This is a genomic window from Pseudomonas sp. KCJK8993 (assembly GCF_046230915.1).
Lineage (GTDB): Bacteria > Pseudomonadota > Gammaproteobacteria > Pseudomonadales > Pseudomonadaceae > Aquipseudomonas > Aquipseudomonas piscis.
The window spans coordinates 57,922-72,042 of the sequence record NZ_JBJJLO010000019.1; the positions used below are offsets into that span (position 1 = coordinate 57,922).

Genomic DNA, 14,121 nt, shown 5'->3' on the forward strand with positions numbered 1-14,121 from the left:
CATGCACGCTTTACAAGCCAAGATCCTCGACCCACGCCTCGGTAGCGAATTCCCCCTGCCGCAGTACGCCACGCCAGGCTCCGCCGGCCTTGACCTGCGCGCCATGCTCAAGGAAGACACCGTACTGGAACCGGGCCAGACCTTGCTGATCCCTACCGGCCTGTCGGTCTACATCGGCGACCCGGGCCTGGCCGCCCTGATCCTGCCCCGCTCCGGCCTGGGCCATAAACACGGCATCGTGCTGGGCAACCTCGTGGGCCTGATCGACTCGGACTACCAAGGCGAACTGATGGTGTCCTGCTGGAACCGCGGCCAGGCTGCCTTCAACATCGCTGTCGGCGAGCGCATCGCCCAGTTGGTGCTGGTACCTGTGGTCCAGGCCCACTTCGAGGTGGTCGAGGCGTTCGACGAAAGCCAGCGCGGCGCTGGCGGTTTCGGCCACTCCGGTAGCCATTGAGGCAACCTGCGGACCGGGCGTCTTGCCCGGTCCGATCATCTCGCCAGGGAAATTTCAGGATGAACGCCTACCAGTCATTGTCGGCGAATCTGCTCGGTCCGCCCCGGCACCGGGGTAGTGGCACACCGGTCATAGCCCCTGGATGGCACATTCACAGTACGAACTCTATGCTGAAAACGCCGTCATACCCTTCAGTTTGAGCCTGCCGGCCTGTCATTCCACGGCCGTACTGCACCCCTTCAGATGGAGCACCCTCAGTGATGAGCAACGCAGCCAAAGTCGCCCCGAAACTTCCCGACAGCATCTTCCGCGCCTACGACATTCGCGGCGTTGTACCGGAAACCCTGAACGCCGAAACCGCCTACTGGATCGGCCGCGCCATCGGCTCCCAGAGCCTGGCCCAGGGCGAACCCAACGTTTGCGTGGGCCGCGACGGCCGCCTGTCCGGGCCGGAGCTGGTGGCCCAGCTGATCCAGGGCCTGCATGACAGCGGCTGCCACGTCAGCGATGTCGGCCTGGTCCCGACCCCGGCCTTGTACTACGCAGCCAACGTACTGGCAGGCAAATCCGGGGTGATGCTCACCGGCAGCCACAACCCGTCGAACTACAACGGCTTCAAGATCGTCATCGCTGGCGACACCCTGGCCAACGAACAGATCCAGGCCCTGCACGAGCGCCTCAAGAGCAACAACCTGAGCAGCGCCCAGGGCAGTGTCACCAAGGTCGATATCCTGCCGCGCTATCTCGAGGAGATCACCCGGGACGTGAAGCTGGCCCGCCGCCTGAAGGTGGTGGTCGATTGCGGCAACGGCGCCGCCGGGGTCATTGCCCCGCAACTGATCGAAGCCCTGAACTGCGAAGTCATCCCGCTGTTCTGCGAGGTGGATGGCAACTTCCCCAACCACCACCCGGACCCGGGCAAACCCGAGAACCTCGAGGACCTGATCGCCAAGGTCAAGGAAACCGGGGCCGACCTGGGCCTGGCCTTCGACGGTGATGGCGACCGGGTCGGGGTGGTGACCGACACCGGTAGCATCGTCTTCCCCGATCGCCTGCTGATGCTCTTCGCCAAGGATGTGGTGGCGCGCAACCCGGACGCGGAAATCATCTTCGACGTCAAATGCACCCGGCGCCTGGTGCCACTGATCAAGGAATATGGCGGCCGCCCGTTAATGTGGAAAACCGGTCATTCGTTGATCAAGAAGAAAATGAAGCAGACCGGCGCCCTGCTGGCCGGCGAGATGAGCGGCCACGTGTTCTTCAAGGAACGCTGGTTCGGTTTCGATGACGGCATCTACAGCGCAGCACGCCTGCTGGAGATCCTCAGCAAGGAAAAAGCCACTTCGGAAGAGCTGTTCGCCACCTTCCCGAACGATATTTCCACGCCGGAAATCAATATCCATGTGACCGAAGAAAGCAAATTCAGCATCATTGATGCCTTGCACGACGCACAGTGGGGCGAGGGTGCCAACCTGACCACCATTGACGGGGTGCGAGTCGACTATGCCAAGGGCTGGGGCCTGGTTCGCGCCTCCAATACCACCCCTGTGCTGGTGCTGCGCTTCGAGGCTGACAATGCAGCCGAACTGCAGCGGATTAAGGACGTGTTCCATGTCCAACTGAAACGTGTTGCACCTGATCTCCAACTACCGTTTTGATTGTTTGAAGCACCGGAGCCCTGAATGACCATCGAACGCGATGCCGCCGCCAATACCGCCAAGGTCCTATCCGAAGCGCTGCCTTATATCCGCCGCTATGTCGGCAAGACCCTGGTGATCAAGTACGGCGGCAACGCTATGGAAAGCGAGGAGCTGAAAACCGGTTTCGCCCGCGACATCGTGTTGATGAAGGCTGTAGGGATAAACCCGGTAGTCGTACACGGCGGTGGCCCGCAGATCGGCGACCTGCTCAAGCGCCTGTCGATCGAAAGCCACTTCGTCGATGGCATGCGCGTGACCGACGCGCAGACCATGGACGTGGTGGAGATGGTCCTCGGTGGCCAGGTGAACAAGGACATCGTCAACCTGATCAACCGTCATGGCGGCAGCGCCATCGGCCTGACCGGCAAGGACGCCGAGCTGATCCGGGCCAGGAAACTCACCGTGACCCGCCAGACGCCGGAAATGACCACTCCGGAAATCATCGACATCGGCCATGTGGGCGAAGTGGAAGGGATCAATACCGACCTGCTGAACCTGCTGGTCAAGGGCGATTTCATCCCGGTGATCGCACCGATCGGCGTGGGCGCCAATGGCGAGTCCTACAACATCAACGCCGACCTGGTGGCCGGCAAGGTAGCCGAAGCCCTGAAAGCCGAGAAGCTGATGCTGCTGACCAACATTGCCGGCCTGATGGACAAATCGGGCAAGGTCTTGACCGGCCTGAGCACCCAGCAAGTGGATGAGCTGATCGCCGACGGCACCATCTACGGCGGCATGCTGCCGAAGATCCGCTGCGCCCTGGAAGCGGTACAGGGCGGCGTTGGCAGCTCGCTGATCATCGATGGTCGCGTGCCCAACGCGATCCTGCTGGAAATCTTCACCGATACCGGTGTCGGCACCCTGATCAGCAATCGCAAGCGTCCTTAAGCACTGCAATAAAAAAGACCCCGCCTGGCTTGGCCTGGCGGGGTCTTTTTTTGCGCCTTCTACAGGAGCGGGGCTTGCCCTCGACATCGGTGTGCCAGACAAGCCCCGCCCCAGTACCTCAGACGCCGAATTGCGTGCGGTAGGCTTCCACTGCCGGCAGATGCTGCTTGAGCTGCGGGTCATCGGCCAGGAATTCCAGGACCTGGTTCAGGGAAACGATGCTTACTACCGGGATACCGAAGTCGCGCTCGACTTCCTGGATCGCCGACAGCTCGCCGTTGCCACGCTCCTGGCGGTTCAGGGCGATCAACACGCCGGCCGCCTTGGCGCCGTCCTGGGAACCGATGATCTGCATCACTTCGCGAATGGCCGTGCCAGCAGTGATCACGTCGTCGACGATCAGCACATCGCCAGTCAACGGCGCCCCCACCAGGCTGCCACCCTCGCCATGGGCCTTGGCTTCCTTGCGATTGAAGCACCAGGGCAGGTCGCGCTGGTGATGCTCGGCCAGGGCGACCGCGGTCGCCGCAGCCAGGGGAATGCCCTTGTAGGCCGGCCCGAACAGCACATCGAAGGAAATGCCGCTATCGACGATCGCCGCAGCATAGAAACGCCCCAGCTGGGCCAGGGCCGTGCCGCTGTTGAACAGGCCGGCATTGAAGAAGTAGGGACTGGTACGCCCGGACTTCAGGGTGAACTCACCGAAGCGCAAAACCCCGCGATCGATGGCAAAACGAATGAAATCGCGCTGATACGCCTGCATGAAAAAACCCCAGATACCACGGATTTAGCTAATTAGGTAGAGCTCGGGTATCATACACGCACGTGATTTTTGGGGCCATTTATGCGGATCATCAGTGTGAACGTCAATGGTATTCAGGCTGCAGTCGAGCGCGGTTTGCTCAGTTGGCTGCAGGCACAGAATGCCGACGTCATCTGCCTGCAGGACACCCGCGCCTCCGCCTTTGAACTGGACGACCCAGCCTTCCAACTGGACGGCTACTTCCTTTATGCCTGCGATGCCGAAGTACCCGCCCAAGGTGGCGTGGCTTTGTACTCGCGGTTGCAGCCGAAGGCGGTCATCAGCGGCCTCGGCTTTGAAACAGCCGATCGTTACGGGCGCTACCTGCAAGCCGATTTCGACAAGGTCAGCATCGCGACCTTGCTGCTTCCATCAGGGCAGAACGGCGATGAAGACTTGAACCAGAAGTTCAAGTTAATGGACGACTTCGCCCGTTACCTGGACAAGCAGCGGCGCAAGCGGCGCGAGTACATCTACTGTGGCTCGCTGTACGTGGCGCAACAGAAGCTGGACATCAAGAACTGGCGTGACAGCCAGCAGTCTCCGGGCTTCCTGGCGCCCGAACGCGCCTGGATGGACGAGATCATCGGCAACATGGGTTATGTCGACGCCCTGCGCGAAGTCAGCCGTGAAGGCGACCAGTACAGCTGGTGGCCGGACAACGAGCAGGCCGAAATGCTCAACCTGGGCTGGCGCTTCGACTACCAGCTGCTGACTCCCGGCCTGCGGCGCTTCGTACGGAGCGCGCGCCTGCCTCGCCAGCCGCGCTTCTCGCAGCACGCACCGCTGATCGTGGACTATGACTGGACGCTGACCATCTAAGCGTCCTTGCATACCCCACAAAAAAGCCGACATCAGTGTCGGCTTTTTTGTGCTCGCTCGATCTACTTGACCAGCCGCCAGGTGAAGGGATACCGATAAGGCACGCCCTCCCCGGCCTTGACGCCGCCGATGATGGTCAGCACCAGGGCGCCCAACGCCAGCAGGCCGAACAGGACGAAGCCGATCAGCACGAACATCAGCAGGAAGCACACCGCCGAGGCAATGGCGACCGTCAACTGGAAGTTCAGCGCCTCCTTGCCCTGGGCATCGATGAAGGGATCGGTCTCGCGCTTCATCTGCCAGAGGATCAGCGGCCCGATCAGCGTACCGAACGGAATCCACAGCCCCAGCAAGGCAGACAGGTGACAGAACATTGCCCATTGCCGAACCTCATGGCTCGGCGTAGGCAGCGGAAGTTGCTCATCACTCATAACGCTCTCCTTGCCATGGCGGCCGCCTGGATCAATCGGCGAGGGCAGCCTGTTGCAGTTGGAAGATCTCAGTCATGCCCTGCTGGGCCAAGGCCAGCATCGCATTCAGTTCGGTCGGCTGGAACGGCGCACCTTCGGCAGTGCCCTGGACCTCGATGAAACCGCCTGTGCTGGTCATCACCACGTTGAGGTCGGTCTCGGCCGCCGAGTCCTCAAGGTAGTCCAGGTCCAGCACCGGCTCGCCCTGGTACATGCCCACGGAGACCGCGGCGATCATCTGCTTGAGCGGATCGCCCGCCTTCAGGCCGCCGCGCTTCTTGATCACTTTCAGGGCGTCCACCAAGGCCACCATGGCACCAGTGATGGATGCGGTACGAGTGCCCCCATCGGCCTGGATCACATCGCAATCGACATACAAGGTGATATCGCCAAGCTTGGACATGTCCAGCGCGGCGCGCAGCGAACGGCCGATCAGGCGCTGGATCTCCAGGGTCCGGCCGCCCTGCTTGCCACGGCTGGCTTCGCGCTGGTTACGCTCACCGGTGGAACGCGGCAGCATGCCGTATTCGGCGGTCAACCAACCCTGGCCCTGCCCCTTGAGGAAGCGCGGCACGCCGTTCTCGACGCTGACCGTGCAGATCACTTTGGTATCGCCAAACTCGACCAGTACGGAGCCCTCGGCGTGTTTGGTGTAGTTGCGGGTGATGCGGATCGAGCGGAGCTGATCGGCAGCGCGACCACTTGGACGTTTCATAGAGGAACACCTGTACGAGGACGGAAAACTGCCGGACATTATAAGGCCCGCGACCGCGCCAGGGCAGACCAAAAACCGCCAAAGGTCAATTTGCCCCGGCAAAGCCCTGTCACGATAAGCCCGCGCCAGGGTTTGGGGGCTACCACCGCACTGCGCTACAATCCTGCGCCTTCGCAGCCTGTCGGCTTTAATTCATCACTATCAGCCCACCTAACCCATTGGCGGTTGGCGCCGGCGCTGAATCGGAGGGACCTCCATGGTGCACAGCATGACCGCCTTCGCCCGGGTAGAACGGGCCGGCACCCAAGGCACCCTGAGCTGGGAATTGCGCTCGGTCAACAGTCGCTACCTGGAACCGCACCTGCGCCTGCCCGAAGCCTTTCGCGACCTGGAAGGCGCGGTCCGCGAAGCCCTGCGCCAGGGCTTGTCGCGCGGCAAGGTCGAGTGCACCCTGCGCTTCACCGAGGAAACCACCGGCAAGCCACTGCAGGTCGACCGTGAGCGCGCAGCGCAGTTGGTGGCCGCCGCCGAGTCCGTTGCCGGCCTGATCAAACAACCAGCAGCGCTCAACCCCCTGGAAGTCCTGGCCTGGCCAGGAGTTCTGGTCGCGGACGCCAACGACCCACAGGCGCTGAACAACGACGCCCTGGCGCTGTTCAACCAGGGCCTGAAGGAATTGAAGAATGGCCGCGAGCGCGAAGGCTCCGAGCTGGCCCGACTGATCAACGAACGCCTGTCCTCTATAGAAGAAGACGTGGCGACCCTGCGCGAACTGGTTCCGCAGATGCTCTCGACCCAGCGCCAGAAAATCCTCGATCGCTTTGCCGACATGCAAACCGAGCTGGACCCGACCCGCCTCGAGCAGGAGATGGTCCTGTTGGCGCAGAAGAGCGACGTCGCCGAAGAACTGGATCGCCTGAGCACCCACATCATCGAAGTGCGCCGCGTGCTCAAGTCCGGCGGCGCCGCCGGCCGGCGCCTGGATTTCCTGATGCAGGAGCTCAACCGCGAAGCCAACACACTGGGCTCCAAGGCCTTCGACCCGCGCAGCACCCAGGCTGCGGTCAACCTCAAGGTGTTGATCGAGCAGATGCGCGAACAAGTGCAGAACATTGAGTAAGGCAACTGACATGACCCACAGCACCGGCACCCTGTACATCATTTCCGCCCCCTCGGGCGCGGGCAAGACCAGCCTGGTCAAGGCCCTGATCGACGCCGATGCCAGCATCCGCGTCTCGATCTCCCACACGACCCGCGCCATGCGCCCGGGCGAGACCGACGGAGTGAACTACCACTTCGTCGAGCGCGAAGAGTTCGTGCGGATGATCGAGCACGGCGACTTCCTCGAGCGCGCCGAAGTCTTCGGCAACCTCTACGGAACCTCCCAGAGCCATCTGCAGCAAACCCTGGACGAAGGCCACGACCTGATCCTGGAAATCGACTGGCAGGGCGCCGAGCAGGTGCGCAAGCTGATGCCCCAGGCACGCTCGATCTTCATCTTGCCGCCATCCCAGCAAGCCTTGCGCCAGCGCCTGACCAATCGCGGCCAGGACAGCGACGAGATCATCGAAGGCCGGATGCGTGAAGCGGTCAGCGAGATGAGCCACTACGTCGACTATGACTACCTGATCATCAACGACGACTTCGCCCATGCCCTGGACGACCTGAAAGCGATTTTCCGCACCAACCAGCTGCAGCAGAAGCGCCAGCAACAGCGTTTCGGCAAATTGCTGGCTGAATTGCTGGGTTGAAAACAGCACTTCCCAAAACCGCCGCAAGCGCTTTACATTGCTCCTTGCAGCGCGTTGAAGGGTTTGTTCAAAAAATCAGCGCTTCCCTAAACGCTGGTGATTTTTTAAACTGTTGAGTCCGCTCGCCCATCCGGGCACCGCGCCTATCGCATTTGCTACGAGGAAGACCATGGCCCGCGTAACCGTTGAAGACTGCCTAGAACACGTGGATAACCGCTTTGAGCTGGTCATGCTCTCTACCAAGCGTGCCCGTCAGCTGGCCACTGGCGGCAAAGAGCCGAAAGTAGCATGGGAAAACGACAAGCCTACCGTTGTCGCCCTGCGCGAAATCGCTGAAGGCCTGATCGATTACGCAGCCATCGCCGAAGCCGAGATCGTTGAAGACGAGCCGCTTTTCGCTGCTTTCGAGGACGAGTCCAACGAGGCCGTCTAAGCCTATGCCTGGTCGACGTAGCACGGCGCGGGATCACAGCCTACGGCAGGAGACATCATGCCGAGCATAGACGCCCTCGCCGATCGCTTATCGACCTATCTCGGCACGGACCAGGTGAACCTGGTCCGCCGAGCGTATTTCTACGCCGAACAAGCCCATGATGGTCAACGCCGTCGCAGCGGCGAGGCGTACGTCACGCACCCACTGGCGGTCGCGAACATTCTTGCCGACATGCACATGGACCATCAGAGCCTGATGGCCGCGATGCTGCATGACGTGATCGAAGATACCGGGATCGCCAAGGAAGCGCTCAGCGCCCAGTTTGGCGAGACCGTGGCCGAACTGGTCGATGGGGTCAGCAAACTGACCCAGATGAACTTCGAGACCAAGGCCGAAGCCCAGGCCGAGAACTTCCAGAAGATGGCCATGGCCATGGCGCGCGATATCCGCGTGATCCTGGTCAAGCTGGCCGACCGCCTGCACAACATGCGCACCCTGGAAGTGCTGTCCGGCGAGAAGCGCCGGCGGATCGCCAAGGAAACCCTGGAAATCTACGCACCCATTGCCAACCGCCTGGGCATGCATACCGTGCGCATCGAGTTCGAGGACCTGGGCTTCAAGGCCATGCACCCGATGCGCTCCGCGCGGATCTACCAGGCGGTCAAGCGCGCCCGGGGCAATCGCAAGGAAATCGTCAACAAGATCGAGGAATCCCTGAGTCACTGCCTGGCTATCGACGGCATCCAGGGCGAAGTCAGCGGCCGCCAGAAACACCTCTACGGCATCTACAAGAAGATGCGCGGCAAGCGTCGGGCCTTCAACGAGATCATGGATGTCTACGCGTTCCGGATCATCGTCGACAAGGTCGATACCTGCTATCGCGTGCTCGGCGCCGTACACAACCTGTACAAGCCGCTGCCCGGGCGCTTCAAGGACTACATCGCCATTCCCAAGGCCAACGGCTACCAGTCGCTGCATACCACGCTGTTCGGCATGCACGGGGTGCCGATCGAGATCCAGATCCGCACCCGCGAAATGGAAGAGATGGCCAACAACGGCATCGCCGCCCACTGGCTGTACAAGTCCAGCGGCGACGAGCAGCCCAAGGGCACCCACGCCCGCGCCCGCCAATGGGTCAAGGGCGTACTGGAGATGCAGCAACGGGCCGGTAACTCCCTGGAATTCATCGAGAGCGTGAAGATCGACCTGTTCCCGGACGAGGTCTACGTCTTCACGCCCAAGGGCCGGATCATGGAGCTGCCCAAGGGCTCCACGGCGGTCGACTTCGCCTACGCGGTGCACACCGACGTGGGCAACAGCTGCATCGCCTGCCGCATCAATCGCCGCCTGGCGCCACTGTCCGAACCGTTGCAAAGCGGCTCGACCGTGGAAATCGTCAGCGCCCCGGGCGCCCGGCCGAATCCGGCCTGGCTCAACTTCGTGGTCACTGGCAAGGCCCGCACCCACATTCGCCACGCCCTCAAGCTGCAGCGTCGCTCCGAGTCCATCAGCCTCGGCGAGCGCCTGCTGAACAAGGTGCTCAACGGTTTCGACAGCGCCCTGGAGAAGATCCCCGCCGAACGAGTCCAGGCAATCCTCCACGAATACCGCCTGGAACTGATCGAAGACCTGCTGGAAGACATCGGCCTGGGCAACCGCATGGCCTACGTCGTGGCCCGCCGCCTGCTGGGCGAAGGCGAACAACTGCCGAGCCCGGAAGGCCCGCTGGCCATCCGCGGCACCGAAGGCCTGGTGCTGAGCTATGCCAAATGCTGCACACCGATCCCGGGCGACCCCATCGTCGGCCACCTGTCGGCCGGCAAGGGAATGGTGGTGCACCTGGAAAACTGCCGCAACATCAGCGAAATCCGCCACAACCCGGAAAAATGCATCCAGCTGTCCTGGGCCAAGGATGTCACCGGCGAGTTCAACGTCGAGCTGCGCGTCGAGCTGGAGCACCAGCGTGGCCTGATCGCCCTGCTGGCCAGCAGCGTCAACGCCGCCGACGGCAATATCGAGAAAATCAGCATGGACGAACGCGATGGCCGCATCAGCGTGGTCCAACTGGTGGTCAGCGTGCACGACCGTGTGCACCTGGCCCGCGTGATCAAGAAACTGCGCGCCCTGATCGGAGTCATCCGTATCACCCGCATGCGTGCCTAACCCGCCGCAAAGCCCGCCCATTACAAGGAGTCATTCATGACCAAGACCGTTATTACCAGCGACAAGGCCCCGGCCGCCATCGGTACCTACTCCCAGGCGATCAAGGCTGGCAACACCGTCTACATGTCGGGCCAGATCCCGCTGGATCCAAAGACCATGGAGCTGGTCGAAGGCTTCGAAGCCCAGACCGTCCAGGTATTCGAGAACCTCAAGTCGGTCGCCGAGGCTGCTGGTGGCTCGTTCAAGGATATCGTCAAGCTGAACATCTTCCTCACCGACCTGAGCCACTTCGCCAAGGTCAACGAGATCATGGGCAAATACTTCGAACAGCCCTACCCAGCTCGCGCCGCCATCGGCGTGGCCGCCCTGCCAAAGGGTGCGCAGGTTGAAATGGATGCCATTCTGGTCATCGAGTGACACCCTCGGCGCGGCCGTCCAGGCCGCGCCGTTTTCGTTCTGAAAGGATTTCATCATGCGCAAAGCGCTAGCTGTTTCGCTGCTCGCCGCAATGCTCGGCGGCTGTACCAGCGACCCTGCCAAACACGATGTCGGCGGCATCTGGATCAATCAGGTAGCGATCGACGCCGCCTCCAAGGGCGGACCTTTGCGTGAAGCCCTCCAGGCCAATGGCCCGACCCTGGAGTGGGAGATCAACACCAAGGCTGGCCAGGCCCGCTACACCAATGGTTTCGAGACTGTCGAAGGCAAGCTGCCCAGCGAAAGCGCCGACTCCGTCAAGATCGAGGTCTACGGCAGCGCCCCCACCGAACTCAAGCGCAACGGCAAGCGACTGCTCCAGGTCGCCAACGACAATGAGCCCGAGCAAGTCTTCGACCGTCCCAAGGAGCCGGCCCCCGAGGGCGCGCCCCTGGGGGCCAACTTCGAGCGCGCCCTGTACTCGGCGTACCTGGGGGGCAAGTGGAAGATCGTCAACGGAACGGGGCTGGGCAACAGCGTGGAGTTCCAGGCCGATGGCGCAGTACAGGGCCTGCCGGGCGTGGACCGCTATGCCCTGTGCCTGGCTGGCGACTGCGCCTCGATGAGCGGCGGCAACGACAGCATCTGGCTGCAGCTCAATGGGCGCGGCAACTCCTGGATCTTCGTGCGCAAGGATCAGCAGCTGGAGATCTTCCAGGCGGTCAATACCGCCCTGGCGGACGAAGTCCCATCGCTGACCCCAGGCAACCAGCAATGGCTGCTGGAGAAGCAGTAATTCGCCGATAACCGCTGCCGCAGAGGACCACAAGGCCCGCAAGGCCCTGCACCTTGGCGGTAGCGGCTCCCCTCGGGAGCCAACCCCGGCCTTGGCCAGCGGCGACCAGCCAGAGGCGCGGCCTCAGGCCTGCCCTTTAAGAATCGCCGCATACCCCTCGCGATAGCTGGGATAGCTTGGCAACCAACCCAGGGCCTTCGCCCGGGCGTTGCTGCAACGCTTGCTCCCAGTGCGCCGGACGCTGGAGTCCGCCGCCCACTCCGTCACTCCCAGGTACTCACGCAGCCAGCCGACCACCTCTGCCAGCGGCGCAGGCGCATCGTCCACGCCAATGTAGCAATCCTCCAGTGCCACCCCCGCGTGATCGGCCTTGAGCAGGCAGGCCAGCAGGCCCGCAGCATCGTCGGCATGGATGCGGTTGCCATACAAAGGCGGCTCCACCGCCACCCGGTAACCGCGACGGACCTGGGTCAACAGCCACTCGCGGCCCGGACCATAGATGCCGGTGAGGCGCACCCGGCTGGCGGCGATTCCGCTATCCAGGGCCACCTGTTCCGCCTCCAGCATCAGGCGTCCGGAGTAGGCATTGGCCTCGGCGGGAGAAGTTTCATCGATCCACTCGCCATCCTTCTGCTCATAGACGCTGCTGCTGGACACGAACAACAGGCGCTTGGGGCGCTGGCCGTGCTGCTTGAGCCAGCCCAGCACATGTTGCAATCCCTCGACGTAGGCTGCGCGATATCCGGCCTCGTCATGCTCGGTGGCCGCGGCGCAATACACCAGGTAGTCCAGGGTCCCCTGGGGCCAGTTGGCCGGGCACTGTTCGCTGAACAAATCGCCGGCGACGCCAAGCACTCCCTGGGGCAGGTGCGACACCGTACGACGCAAGCCATGGACTCGCCATTGCTCGGCCAACAGCCGAGTCGCCAGGCGACTTCCGACATCGCCGCAACCGGCGATCAGAACAGAGGGGGCAGACATCAGAAAACTCCTTGCACAAAGGTCAAGACTAGCCTTCGCACAAGACGAGCGGCTAGTAATCGAGGAAAAAAAGATACTCTATTACTTCTGTTAACAAGAATTACTTGCAATAATGACCGCCCATTTTGTTCTCGGCCCAGCGAGGCCTAGAAGGACATTCACCCTATTCTCCTCTCAGGTCCGGCCAGCATGACAAGCAATCCATTCTCCGTCTCGCCAACCACCCGCCCCAGCCCGCTGCGCACCATGGGCGCGGTCGCCGCGCTGCTGTGCAGCCTGCTGCTGGCCCCGACCGCCGCCTGGGCCGACCAGCACGCCCCAGCCACGGCGCCAGCCGCCTCCACGCCGGCCGCCAATCCGGCAGCACCTGCCACGGCTCCCGCCGCAGCTGCGGCAACCGGCGAACAAGCTCCGGTCGATGGCCAGCCAGCCGCCCAGGAGCTTCCCGAAGTCCTGGAAGCCGACAATACCCTGGGCATGGCCCACGACCTGTCGCCATGGGGCATGTACCAGAACGCCGACATCATCGTGAAGCTGGTGATGATCGGCCTGGCCATCGCCTCGATCATCACCTGGACCATCTGGATCGCCAAAGGCTTCGAGCTGATGGGCGCCAAGCGCCGCCTGCGCCATGAAATCGCCGCCCTGAAGAAGGCCACCAATCTCAAGGAAGCCAGCGCCAGCGCGACCAAGCAAGGCACGCTGACCAACCTGCTGGTCCACGACGCCCTGGAAGAAATGCGCCTGTCGGCCAATAGCCGGGAGAAGGAAGGCATCAAGGAACGCGTGAGCTTCCGCCTGGAGCGCCTGGTAGCCGCTTGCGGCCGCAACATGAGCAGCGGCACCGGCGTGCTGGCCACCATCGGCTCCACCGCCCCCTTCGTCGGCCTGTTCGGTACCGTGTGGGGCATCATGAACAGCTTCATCGGCATCGCCAAAACCCAGACCACCAACCTCGCCGTGGTCGCCCCCGGTATCGCCGAAGCCCTGCTGGCCACCGCCCTGGGCCTGGTCGCCGCGATCCCGGCAGTGGTGATCTACAACGTCTTCGCCCGCTCCATCACCGGCTACAAGGCCCAGGTGACCGACGCCTCGGCTGAAGTCCTGCTACTGGTCAGCCGCGACCTGGACCACCAGCCAGGCGAGCGCTCCGCACAACCGCACATGGTGAAAGTGGGGTAATCGGCCATGGGCTTGCATTTGAAGGAAGGGGCAGGCGACGACCTGGCCGAAAACCACGAGATCAACGTCACGCCGTTCATCGACGTGATGCTGGTGCTGCTGATCATCTTCATGGTGGCCGCTCCCCTGGCCACCGTGGACATCAAGGTCGACCTCCCCGCCTCCAGCGCCAAGCCGGCGCCGCGCCCCGAGAAACCGGTGTTCCTCAGCGTCAAGGCCGACCAACGCCTGTTCCTCGGCGACGACGAGGTCAAGGCCGAGACCCTGGGCGCCGCCCTCGACGCCAAGACCCAGGGCAAGAAGGACACCACGATCTTCTTCCAGGCCGACAAGGGCGTTGACTACGGCGACCTGATGAGCGTGATGGACACCCTGCGCGCGGCCGGCTACCTGAAGGTCGGCCTGGTCGGACTCGAGACGGCAGCCAAGAAATGATCACGACGCGCCAAAGACTGACGCGTTACAGCGGTAGCCTGGCGGTGGTGCTGGGCGTCCATGCGGTGGCGATCGCACTCGCCCTCAACTGGTCCAAGCCACAGCCGAT

General features: G+C 62.7%; 15 protein-coding genes and 2 pseudogenes. 13 read left to right on the forward strand and 4 right to left on the reverse strand.

Annotation, left to right across the window (positions count from 1 at the left end; translation table 11 throughout):
• Position 1 precedes the first annotated feature (1 nt).
• The 3 genes and pseudogenes from dut to argB all read left to right on the forward strand — a co-directional run bounded on the left by dut (position 2) and on the right by argB (position 3,045).
• Positions 2-457: a dUTP diphosphatase gene (gene dut / locus ACK6AU_RS09215; protein ID WP_185696887.1), complete on the forward strand. Its 456-nt coding sequence runs from the start codon at positions 2-4 to the stop codon at positions 455-457.
• Between the two features lie 257 nt (positions 458-714).
• A pseudogene (locus ACK6AU_RS09220) lies at positions 715-2,115 on the forward strand (phosphomannomutase/phosphoglucomutase); the annotation flags it as partial.
• Positions 2,116-2,139: 24 nt separating this feature from the next.
• A complete protein-coding gene (gene argB / locus ACK6AU_RS09225; RefSeq protein ID WP_085594219.1) occupies positions 2,140-3,045 on the forward strand; it encodes an acetylglutamate kinase in 906 nt (301 codons plus the stop codon).
• 118 nt (positions 3,046-3,163) lie between these two features.
• Here the strand turns inward: argB and pyrE are convergent, their stop codons facing one another.
• Complete coding sequence (gene pyrE, locus ACK6AU_RS09230) at positions 3,164-3,808, reverse strand: orotate phosphoribosyltransferase (RefSeq protein WP_185696885.1); 645 nt, start codon at positions 3,806-3,808, stop codon at positions 3,164-3,166.
• A gap of 81 nt (positions 3,809-3,889) precedes the next feature.
• On the opposite strand from pyrE, the gene ACK6AU_RS09235 reads away from it, so the two are divergent.
• Positions 3,890-4,669: an exodeoxyribonuclease III gene (locus ACK6AU_RS09235; RefSeq protein WP_011064227.1), complete on the forward strand. Its 780-nt coding sequence runs from the start codon at positions 3,890-3,892 to the stop codon at positions 4,667-4,669.
• Positions 4,670-4,731: 62 nt separating this feature from the next.
• Here the strand turns inward: ACK6AU_RS09235 and ACK6AU_RS09240 are convergent, their stop codons facing one another.
• Both ACK6AU_RS09240 and rph read right to left on the reverse strand, forming a co-directional pair.
• Complete coding sequence (locus ACK6AU_RS09240) at positions 4,732-5,100, reverse strand: DUF4870 domain-containing protein (RefSeq protein WP_085594216.1); 369 nt, start codon at positions 5,098-5,100, stop codon at positions 4,732-4,734.
• A 31-nt stretch (positions 5,101-5,131) separates the two neighbouring features.
• Entirely contained in the window at positions 5,132-5,854 is a 723-nt protein-coding gene (rph, locus tag ACK6AU_RS09245; protein WP_185696884.1) for a ribonuclease PH, read from the reverse strand.
• 256 nt (positions 5,855-6,110) lie between these two features.
• Here rph and ACK6AU_RS09250 point away from each other — a divergent pair, with 256 nt between their 5' ends.
• The 6 genes from ACK6AU_RS09250 (at position 6,111) to ACK6AU_RS09275 (ending at position 11,414) form a co-directional block, all read left to right on the forward strand.
• Entirely contained in the window at positions 6,111-6,974 is an 864-nt protein-coding gene (locus ACK6AU_RS09250; protein WP_185696883.1) for a YicC/YloC family endoribonuclease, read from the forward strand.
• Positions 6,975-6,984: 10 nt separating this feature from the next.
• Positions 6,985-7,605 carry a guanylate kinase gene (gene gmk, locus ACK6AU_RS09255; RefSeq protein ID WP_409298933.1) on the forward strand — a complete coding sequence of 207 codons (621 nt, stop codon included), beginning with the start codon at positions 6,985-6,987 and terminating at the stop codon, positions 7,603-7,605.
• A gap of 169 nt (positions 7,606-7,774) precedes the next feature.
• The gene (rpoZ, locus tag ACK6AU_RS09260; RefSeq protein ID WP_007921129.1) at positions 7,775-8,038 is read left to right on the forward strand and encodes a DNA-directed RNA polymerase subunit omega; all 264 of its coding nucleotides are present in this window, start codon (positions 7,775-7,777) and stop codon (positions 8,036-8,038) included.
• Between the two features lie 57 nt (positions 8,039-8,095).
• The gene (gene spoT, locus ACK6AU_RS09265) at positions 8,096-10,201 is read left to right on the forward strand and encodes a bifunctional GTP diphosphokinase/guanosine-3',5'-bis pyrophosphate 3'-pyrophosphohydrolase (RefSeq protein WP_409298935.1); all 2,106 of its coding nucleotides are present in this window, start codon (positions 8,096-8,098) and stop codon (positions 10,199-10,201) included.
• 36 nt (positions 10,202-10,237) lie between these two features.
• On the forward strand, positions 10,238-10,618 hold the full coding sequence (locus tag ACK6AU_RS09270; RefSeq protein ID WP_003176922.1) for a RidA family protein: 381 nt from the start codon (positions 10,238-10,240) through the stop codon (positions 10,616-10,618).
• A 55-nt stretch (positions 10,619-10,673) separates the two neighbouring features.
• Positions 10,674-11,414, forward strand: coding sequence for a hypothetical protein (locus ACK6AU_RS09275; RefSeq protein ID WP_185696881.1), 741 nt, complete (start codon positions 10,674-10,676; stop codon positions 11,412-11,414).
• A 123-nt stretch (positions 11,415-11,537) separates the two neighbouring features.
• Here ACK6AU_RS09275 and ACK6AU_RS09280 read toward each other — a convergent pair whose 3' ends face one another.
• Positions 11,538-12,395 (reverse strand): NAD-dependent epimerase/dehydratase family protein, encoded by an 858-nt coding sequence (locus tag ACK6AU_RS09280; RefSeq protein WP_409298944.1) that lies wholly within the window; start codon positions 12,393-12,395, stop codon positions 11,538-11,540.
• A 189-nt stretch (positions 12,396-12,584) separates the two neighbouring features.
• On the opposite strand from ACK6AU_RS09280, the gene exbB reads away from it, so the two are divergent.
• The 3 genes and pseudogenes from exbB to ACK6AU_RS09295 form a co-directional block, all read left to right on the forward strand.
• A complete protein-coding gene (gene exbB / locus ACK6AU_RS09285) occupies positions 12,585-13,577 on the forward strand; it encodes a tonB-system energizer ExbB (protein ID WP_409298946.1) in 993 nt (330 codons plus the stop codon).
• Positions 13,578-13,583: 6 nt separating this feature from the next.
• Positions 13,584-14,012, forward strand: a complete 429-nt coding sequence (exbD, locus tag ACK6AU_RS09290; protein WP_185696878.1) for a TonB system transport protein ExbD — start codon at positions 13,584-13,586, stop codon at positions 14,010-14,012.
• Positions 14,009-14,121: pseudogene (locus tag ACK6AU_RS09295) on the forward strand (energy transducer TonB); the annotation flags it as partial. The gene exbD and the pseudogene ACK6AU_RS09295, both read left to right, overlap by 4 nt.

Bases quoted from the DNA above. Each gene is read 5' to 3' on its own strand.
- dut (WP_185696887.1), top strand. From the start codon at position 2: ATGCACGCTTTACAAGCCAAGATCCTCGACCCACGCCTCGGTAGCGAA.
- argB (WP_085594219.1), top strand. From the start codon at position 2,140: ATGACCATCGAACGCGATGCCGCCGCCAATACCGCCAAGGTCCTATCC.
- pyrE (WP_185696885.1), bottom strand. From the start codon at position 3,808: ATGCAGGCGTATCAGCGCGATTTCATTCGTTTTGCCATCGATCGCGGG.
- ACK6AU_RS09235 (WP_011064227.1), top strand. From the start codon at position 3,890: ATGCGGATCATCAGTGTGAACGTCAATGGTATTCAGGCTGCAGTCGAG.
- ACK6AU_RS09240 (WP_085594216.1), bottom strand. From the start codon at position 5,100: ATGAGTGATGAGCAACTTCCGCTGCCTACGCCGAGCCATGAGGTTCGG.
- rph (WP_185696884.1), bottom strand. From the start codon at position 5,854: ATGAAACGTCCAAGTGGTCGCGCTGCCGATCAGCTCCGCTCGATCCGC.
- ACK6AU_RS09250 (WP_185696883.1), top strand. From the start codon at position 6,111: ATGGTGCACAGCATGACCGCCTTCGCCCGGGTAGAACGGGCCGGCACC.
- gmk (WP_409298933.1), top strand. From the start codon at position 6,985: ATGACCCACAGCACCGGCACCCTGTACATCATTTCCGCCCCCTCGGGC.
- rpoZ (WP_007921129.1), top strand. From the start codon at position 7,775: ATGGCCCGCGTAACCGTTGAAGACTGCCTAGAACACGTGGATAACCGC.
- spoT (WP_409298935.1), top strand. From the start codon at position 8,096: ATGCCGAGCATAGACGCCCTCGCCGATCGCTTATCGACCTATCTCGGC.
- ACK6AU_RS09270 (WP_003176922.1), top strand. From the start codon at position 10,238: ATGACCAAGACCGTTATTACCAGCGACAAGGCCCCGGCCGCCATCGGT.
- ACK6AU_RS09275 (WP_185696881.1), top strand. From the start codon at position 10,674: ATGCGCAAAGCGCTAGCTGTTTCGCTGCTCGCCGCAATGCTCGGCGGC.
- ACK6AU_RS09280 (WP_409298944.1), bottom strand. From the start codon at position 12,395: ATGTCTGCCCCCTCTGTTCTGATCGCCGGTTGCGGCGATGTCGGAAGT.
- exbB (WP_409298946.1), top strand. From the start codon at position 12,585: ATGACAAGCAATCCATTCTCCGTCTCGCCAACCACCCGCCCCAGCCCG.
- exbD (WP_185696878.1), top strand. From the start codon at position 13,584: ATGGGCTTGCATTTGAAGGAAGGGGCAGGCGACGACCTGGCCGAAAAC.